Source organism: Microbacterium alkaliflavum, assembly GCF_044325405.1.
GTDB lineage: Bacteria > Actinomycetota > Actinomycetes > Actinomycetales > Microbacteriaceae > Microbacterium > Microbacterium alkaliflavum.
The window spans coordinates 1-7879 of the sequence record NZ_JBIQWL010000022.1 but is presented as its reverse complement, the minus strand read 5'-3'; the positions used below and the strand labels follow the sequence as shown (position 1 = coordinate 7879).

Annotated in this window: 5 protein-coding genes and 1 pseudogene; 1 reads left to right on the top strand and 5 read right to left on the bottom strand. The window is 64.4% G+C overall.

Annotated features, from left to right (window positions below):
• Positions 1–215 precede the first annotated feature (215 nt).
• The 5 genes from ACH3VR_RS23210 to ACH3VR_RS23190 form a co-directional block, all read right to left on the bottom strand.
• Positions 216–1262 carry an N-acetylglucosamine kinase gene (locus ACH3VR_RS23210; RefSeq protein ID WP_397558718.1) on the bottom strand — a complete coding sequence of 349 codons (1047 nt, stop codon included), beginning with the start codon at positions 1260–1262 and terminating at the stop codon, positions 216–218.
• Positions 1250–2539 carry a family 4 glycosyl hydrolase gene (locus ACH3VR_RS23205; protein ID WP_397558717.1) on the bottom strand — a complete coding sequence of 430 codons (1290 nt, stop codon included), beginning with the start codon at positions 2537–2539 and terminating at the stop codon, positions 1250–1252. Before ACH3VR_RS23205 ends, ACH3VR_RS23210 begins: the two co-directional genes overlap by 13 nt.
• Positions 2536–3654, bottom strand: a complete 1119-nt coding sequence (locus tag ACH3VR_RS23200; protein ID WP_397558716.1) for an ROK family transcriptional regulator — start codon at positions 3652–3654, stop codon at positions 2536–2538. The genes ACH3VR_RS23205 and ACH3VR_RS23200 overlap by 4 nt, the downstream gene beginning before the upstream one ends.
• Positions 3655–3870: 216 nt before the next feature.
• Positions 3871–6411, bottom strand: a complete 2541-nt coding sequence (locus tag ACH3VR_RS23195) for a hypothetical protein (protein ID WP_397558715.1) — start codon at positions 6409–6411, stop codon at positions 3871–3873.
• A 17-nt stretch (positions 6412–6428) separates the two neighbouring features.
• On the bottom strand, positions 6429–6965 hold the full coding sequence (locus ACH3VR_RS23190) for a hypothetical protein (RefSeq protein WP_397558714.1): 537 nt from the start codon (positions 6963–6965) through the stop codon (positions 6429–6431).
• 695 nt (positions 6966–7660) lie between these two features.
• Between ACH3VR_RS23190 and ACH3VR_RS23185 the strand changes: the two are divergent.
• A pseudogene (locus tag ACH3VR_RS23185) lies at positions 7661–7879 on the top strand (ABC transporter substrate-binding protein); the annotation flags it as partial.

Sequence of the window (7879 nt, the reverse complement as noted above, 5' to 3'; positions counted from 1 at the left end):
CTGCTCGCATTCTCCAGCCGCTACGTCACCGACTACAGCCTCCTCTTCTCAGCCCTCTCGATCGTCACCATCCCGATGATCATCATCTACATCGCCTTCAACAAACAGATCACCGAAGGCCTCACCGCCGGCAGCATCAAATAACACCACAAACAACGAAGAGCGGATGCACACAGCATCCGCTCTCCATCGTTTCCAGCCCTGCAGGGCCGACCCTATGCGCTGGCCACGAGGTCCGGCATGTCATGCCGGCGCACTTCGTGAGGGGTGTCCAGCGTGGCCCGCAGCCGTTCACGGCGGGCGGGGGCGGAGCCGCGCTGTCCCACGAGCGCGTCCAGGTGCTCGAGGCCCAGAAGCGCGGAGCCCACGATTGGCGCATCGGTGACGATCGAGACGACGGCGCTCGGCGCGACCGCACGGATGCGTTCGAGCACGGGCTCGATGAGCGCTGGGTGACGGCTCGTGAGCATGCCGCCGCCCAGCACGACGTCGATGGGGTCGTCGAGTGCGCCGATGCGGCGGATCGTCGTGGTCGCGATCAGTGCGATCTCTTCGGCCTGACGCTGCACGACTCCGGCCGCGACGGAGTCGCCCGCGTCGACCGCAGCGAACAGCAGGGGCACAAGTTCGTGCATGCGATCACTGTCGATGGTGCCGAGGTGCATGCCTGTCGCGACCTCGACGGCGGACGAGCATCCGAAGTGCCGTGCGGCGAGGTCGGTGAGCAGGGTCGCCGGGCCGCGGCCGTCCTCGTGGCGGCTCGCATGCCAGAGCACTTCTTTGCCGATCGCGAACCCGCCGCCCCAATCGCCGGTGGCGCGGCCGAGCGCAGGAAAGCGCACGTGATGCCCGTCGCGCGCGATCCCGACGCAATTGATGCCGCCCCCACAGACGACCGCAACGCCCGCTGGGGCGTCGGTGCCCGCTCGGAGCATCGCGAAGGTGTCGTTGTACACCTCGACACCGGGAGCCCATCCGTAGGACGCGATCGCATCGGCGATCGCCGCCTCTTCCTCGGGGAGATCGGCATTGGCGAGATAGCCGGCGACGAGGTCGACACGGGTGAGGCCCGCGATCCCGAGCACGTGTTCCACAGCAGGCGCCACTTTGGCGACGGCGGGACCCGCGCCGATGATGTGAGGTGCGAAAGGCCCCGAACGCGCGCGCGCGATGACCGTGCCGTCGAAGGCGACCAGCAGCACGTCGGTTTTGCTGTTGCCGCCGTCGAAGGCGAGCAGTCGCGGTTCGTTCACTGCGCCCATGGCAGCCACTCCTTGTTCTCGGCGATGAGCCGGTCGGCGAGCGCCTGCGCGGTCGCGTACTGCCCCACCAGGGGATGCGCGAGAAGCGCCCGCACCACACGGTCGCGACCGCCGTGCAGCGCGGCTTCCACGCCGAGTTGCTCATAGCGCGCGACATGCGCGACAAGCCCCGAGACGAGTGGGGGCGGCACGGGCAGCGGATGCGGGATGATGCTGTCCGGCCCCACCTTCGCACGCACCTCGATGACCGCCTCGTCGTCGAGGAACGGCAGGATGCCGCGGTTGCGCACGTTCACGATGTGATCGCGTGCTGTGCCCGAGCCGAGCAGGCTCGCGAGCAGGCCGACCGCGGCATCCGAGTAGTAGGCACCGCCCCGGCCGCGCAGCTGCGGGGGCGTGCGATCGAGTGCGGGATCGGCGTACAGCTCGAGCAACTCAGCCTCGAGCGCCGCGACCTGCGCGGCGCGCGAGGGCCGGTCGGCGGCGAGCGATACGAGCTCGTCGTGCTGGAAGTAGTAGCGCAGATAGTACGAGGGGATGACGCGCTCGGAGTGCAGCAGGGGGAGGGGCAGCTCGGTCTCTTCGACGAGCGCATGGCCGTGCGCGTCGATGAGACGATCAAGCACGTCGGTTGCTGTCCCGTCGTCATGCCGGATGCGCGCGCCAAGCTCCCAGCTGAGGTGGTTGAGCCCGGCGTGGTCGAGCTCGATTCGTTCTGGCTCGACGCCGAGCAGCGAAGCGAAGAGCCGCTCGAAGCCGATCGCGACGTTGCACAGGCCGACCGCGCGATGCCCGTCGTCGAGCAGCGCACGAGTCACCATCCCGACGGGGTTGGTGAAGTCGACGATCCAGGCGTCGGGGTTGACGGCACGCACCTGACGGGCGATGTCGAGCACAATGGGGATCGTGCGGAGCGCCTTGGCGAGTCCGCCGGCCCCCGTCGTCTCCTGGCCGATGCAGCCGCACTCGAGCGGCCAGCTCTCGTCGCGACCGCGCGCGGCCTGCCCGCCGACGCGCAGCTGCACGAGCACTGCGTCTGCGCCCTCCGCGGCCGCCGAGATGTCGGCAGTCGTGGTGACGTGGCAGGTGCTGCCGGCAGCGGCGAGTATGCGCGATGTGAGCCCAGCGACGACCTCGATGCGCGCGGGGTCAGGGTCCACCAGCACGAGCTCCTCGACGGGGAGGGTCTTGCCGAGGCGAGCGATACCGTCCGCGAGCTCGGGCGTGTAGGTCGAGCCGCCGCCCACGACGGCCAGTCGAATGCGCCGCCCGCTCATGTCGTGAACACCCGGTCGCGCGCGATCCCGAGGCTCATGAGCATCGCGCCGTCGAGGATCGGAGTGTCGGTCGCCACGGTGACGGTGAGCTGCGGAGCCGCGGGCATGATCTCGGCGAGCTGCCGGGCGATCTCGGCGCGCAGCCCTTCGCCACCGAGTCGCGCGAGCTTGCCGGCGAGCACGATGCGCGCCGGGTCGAGCAATGCGACGACCGAGGCGATGGCGCACGCGTAGCGGTTGCAGAGCTCGGCGACGGCAGTCGCTGCGGTGGGATCATCGAGCAGTGCACGGAGCGCCTCGGCTGCGGTCGCTGCCTCGTGCCCGGCGCCGGCGGCGAGACCGCGCAATGCCTGATCGCCGACGAGGCGCTCGAGCGCTCCCTCTGTGCGGCTCTCAGCATCGAGCACGGCACCGGGAATGAGCAGGAATGCGGCCTCGCCCGCCGCGCCGCGGGTGCCGCGATGAAGCGCCCCGTCGATCATGATCGCTCCGCCGACGCCGTCATCGAGCCAGAAGAGGAAGAAGCTGTCGGACTCACCCAAGGCGGCACGCCGCTCGGCGATCGCGGCGAGATTCACGTCGTTCTCGATGGCGACCGACGCGTCGGGGAACAGCATCCGCAGCTCGGCGCCGACGGAGGGGTGCTGCCAGCCGGGCACGTGGTCGACGTAGCTGAGAGTGTCGGTCGCGATGTCGTAGGAACCGGGCACGCTGACGACGATCGCGTCGAGCTGGGCGGGGGAGAGTCCTGCCGAGTCGCAGCAGGACCGGATGATGGCCGCGGCACTCTCAGGGCCGTGTTCGACCTGATCGTTCTCGTCTACGCACTCCGTGACCATGGCCCCCGCGATGTTCGAGATGCGCACCCGCACGCTCCCCGGGCGAACGTCGACGGCGGCGGCATACCCGGCGGTCGGATTGATGCGGTAGAGCTGCGGTGCACGGCCTCCGGGACCGGTATCACCCAACCCGCTCGGGCGCACGAGGCCGCTCTCTTCAAGCCGTTGAAGCAGCGACGAGGCGGTGGGCTTCGAGAGCCCTGTAAGCGTGCGCACGTCGCTGCGGCTCAACGTCTCGTGCTCGACCAGAAGATCGAGCACGACGCGGTTGTTCATAGTGCGCAGCAAGCCTGGCAATGCGGGCGCCGGGCCGCGGCTGTCGCTTGGTACCGTTGCGTTCATCGCCATCCTCCCAGAGTTAGGAAACTTTACTATCCACACATTACTGGCGGGGAGCCAAGGTGTCAAACACCTCGCATAGAAGCGAGAAGACCACCACACGACGTTGTTACAACGCCCGTGTGGTGGCCTTCTCATGCGACTCGAGTCGCGCTACTCCTTGATGATGCCGTGGTAGCGGCCCATCCAGTAGGGCAGCGTGAACGTGAATCCGACGACGAAACTCCCGTTGGTGTAATCGTAATTGGGATACACGCCGGTCGCCTGGTGCTCGGCTTCGAACGGATTGCCGTTGTTCTTCATTGCGCGTCGCTCGTCAGGCGGCAGCACGTAGTTCGTCTGCTTGTAATCGTCGCGATCGCCCGGCTCGATATAGAAGACATCCTGGCGGTTCATCTGCACCGGGAATTCGACCTGATACTCGTACTGACGAGACAGGTATCGAACGGCCGACTGGAGATCGATGTCCTTGCTCTTCGGGTGTGCCAGCTGGTACAGGAACGTGTAGTACGGGTTCTCCTCACGCACCTCATTCGCGTACCACTGATCGAATGCCTCGACGATCTGCGGCCGCTTGGTCGGATCGTTCTCCTGCAGAATGAGCGGGTACAGCGCGAACCAAGCCAGCTCCTCGTCGGAGTAGTTGATGTACTGCGTCCAATCATTGTGCACAGTGGCGTTGATGTTGGAACGATCCTCGACGTCGTCACCGGCTTCGGCATAGGCGGCGCCATAGTTGTCCCGGGTCACCAATTCATTGTTGTTGATCCCGTATGCATTCGTCGCTTGCCTGACAAGACGGCGGTCGATGTATTCGTTCGCCATGCCGATATACCCCTTGCCGTTGATATATGGCTCTTCCTTGCTGTACCCCGAAGCGTCGAACAGCGCATCATAGGCATCCTTGTACTCCTGCTTGCCGATGATATTGCTGGCTGTCTTGAGCATGGACATCACTTCGAGCGCATTCAGCGGCGCATCCTCGAAGCCGTATGAAAGCGAATCTTCGCCGTCCGCGTCGACGCCGACATTCGAGGCCCATTCCGGACGCTGCTCCATCGCGCCGGTCGTGTCGTTGAAATACTTGGCGAACCACTTGGACCACAGGGTCGACTTGCCTGTCGCATCCTCGATGTAGAAGTGGTCATCTTTCAGGATCAGATCGGTCATGCGCTCGGTCGTCTGCTCGATGATGCCCTTGAGCGCGAGCATTTCAGGATCGCGACTATCGCCCACCAGGTACTCGCTGGCCGCAAAGAACAGCGAATAATGTCCGATGACTTCATCAGACGACGTGTCAGCCTTGTAGACGATCTGGCTCATGTCGATGTTGCCGTCCTTGATCGCCGACTCTGGGAACAGGTCGTTGAAGAACGTCGGGATCTGCTCGTAGACCGGCACTGTGAGCTGGAACAGGGCCGGATTCGTGGCGCTCGTGTTGGTGTCAGCGCTCGGCTTCCCCTTGGTATTGGTGGCCGAGGTGATGACAGGAAGAACCTGCTGCGCCGAATCGCCCACCTTCACATAGATGTCAGTGCCCAGCTGCGCATCCGCAGGTCGTGAAGCGTTCAGCTTCGCGACCGCATCCGCCGTCAGCGTGAGCCCGTTGTAGTTCATCTCGCCGTCTCCCCCTGAGGGGAACAGCTTGCCGCCGATCTTGGTCATCGCATCTTTGGTCACGCGGACGATCGAGTAGCCGATCGGTTCGATGGGCTGGCCGTCCTCATCGAAACGTTCCATGGTCGGGATGATGCCGTTCGGGTTCGGCGAGCCGTCCATCACCGGATGGAACCAGAATCCGTTCTGGCTCTGGAGGCCGAAGTCCGTGCCGTCAGACGTCTTTGCGCCTGCCTCGCTCGTCAACATGTACGAGCGTGACGGAAAGCCATTGCCACGGCCGGACACGTAGTCGAGCAGCAGCACTGCTTTCGTGGCACGAAGTGCGGCGCTCTTCGCTGCAGCGATTTCCGCCTGCGAGCCGCCCTGCTCGAGCAGCGTCCTGTAGCGGTAGATCTCACCGATGGCGTACATCGCCGTCCACAGTCCGTCGTTGTCGCTCGTCTCTGCATGCGACGTGAACGTGCCGTCGCTGTAGTTGATCCCGCGAGCCGCGTCGGTGGGGGTGAAGGTGAACCGCGCATCCGAGGTCATCCCTCTGCGATCATGAACCGCCTGGATGATGTCTTCATAGGCGTTGGCCTTCTCGCGCAGCGTCTTGAACGGCATCGCGATATGCGTGATGCCCCGCGCATTCTGGACCCACACACCGCCCTGTCCGTCACTGGCCAGCGCAGTCACATGATCGTCACCGTCGAACATGTAGCGTGGTCCGGCGAAGTACTGCACGATGTCGCGCTCATCCTCTTCTTCGAAGTTGACGCGCTGCAGTCCGTTCTGAGTTCCGATCCAGTAGACGCCCTCTGCGTCCTTCACGACGCTCGTGACATCATCGGTCACTGCGGCCGGCAAGAATGTCGGCGCCTTCTTGTCGGTCACCCATTGGATCGGCGGCGTTGCCGTCCCGGGCTTGTAGTAGGTGACCTCTTTCGTTCGAGCGGGTTCCAGCTTGACCGCGGAGAACGAGGCGGCCTGCGGGTTGGCCGCGAGTGCCGGCATAGCAGGCAGCGAGACCAGCAAAGCGGCGGCTGTAGCGCAGCCGATCACCCTTTTGAGGTTCTTGTTCAAGATAGTCATGGAGTGGCTACCCTTCCTTACTGGTAGATCCGGGCAACGCCGGATTCCGTGATCGCGAACACGCCTTTGCCGCCGTCGGAGATGAGCAGCAGCACGTCGTCGTCGACGAGCTGCTTATCGGCCGTCTTGTACTCCGTCGTCTTGTTGCTCTTCAAGTCGATCTTCGTGACGCCCTCATCCGTGCCGATCCAGAGGTTCTTGCGGTTGTGGTCGAGAACCGACGTGTTCACACCGCGAAGCGCCGGAAAGAGAGACGGCTTGACGTCGAATTCATGGTTGACGAAGGTGTTGGCGTTCGAGAGGTCCGTCGGCATGTCGACCGCCGGGTTCGCGGTGGCGGGATGATACGTCGCGTCCTGAACGAAGCCGATGTACTTCTTCACAGAGGCTTCTGCATCGGATGAACCGAGCTTGCTCAGCGCCTGATCGTAGGTGTACAGCACCGTCGCCTTCTGTGCGTTGAGAGGTGGGGCAGCGAGTGCGGATGGCGTCGCGCTCGCAAGACAGGCGAGTACGGCAAAGACGAGGGCCGCCGGCTTCCATTTGAAGCGCATGGTTTTCCTTCCCAGTTGTGCTGTTTCAGCGTGTTTCTGAATCCGACTCGATGGTTGGTCGAGCTCTCGCCACTCCGCGAGGCACGACTTCCACTGAGTTAGGAAACTTTACTATCCTGCACCGTACTGGCGGCGGATCACGGTGTCAACGGTCGTCTTCGCTCTCGCCGGATCTCCTGCCACCCGTGGGCGTTCACCACCAACGGCCCGCGGGACGGTCGGGTGCGAGCCGGTCAAATCGGCCGCACCACACGTTGACCGGCTGCGTCGGGTGACCGTCGTGTGAGTCGAAGCGGACCGAGCGACGTCGTGCGCATGATGGTCCCGACAGGGCGGCGTTCCCATCCGTGTGGTCCCGGTCGTTGACAGAACCACCGTGTCTAGGTTCTAATCTTGGGATAGGAAAGTTTACTAACTTGAGGGGACAACATGCGCAGAGTCGCACATGCCCGCCCGCTTCGGGCCGCCACGACCGCCTTCGCGGTGAACAGGCCGCTNAAAGTTTACTAACTTGAGGGGACAACATGCGCAGAGTCGCACATGCCCGCCCGCTTCGGGCCGCCACGACCGCCTTCGCGGTGAACAGGCCGCTGCACAGCGCCGTCGCGATTGCTGCGACCGGTGTCGTCGTTCTCGCTCTTGCCGGGTGTTCCGGGAGTGCGTCGGCGGCGGATGATAAGACGCTTCGGGTGGCGATGGGGTCGCCTGGTGAGGCGCAGATTCGTGTGTGGGAGTCGGTCGCTGAGCAGTTCGAGGCTGCCAACGAGGGGTGGAAGGTTGATCTGAACTTCCAGGACGACGACATGTATCAGACGATCGGGCTGCCGAACCTCCTCAACGGGCGCAACGCTCCCGACGTCTACTTCGAGTGGGTGGGCAACCGTCTGCTCGAGCGCGACGCCGACGGGTTCGTC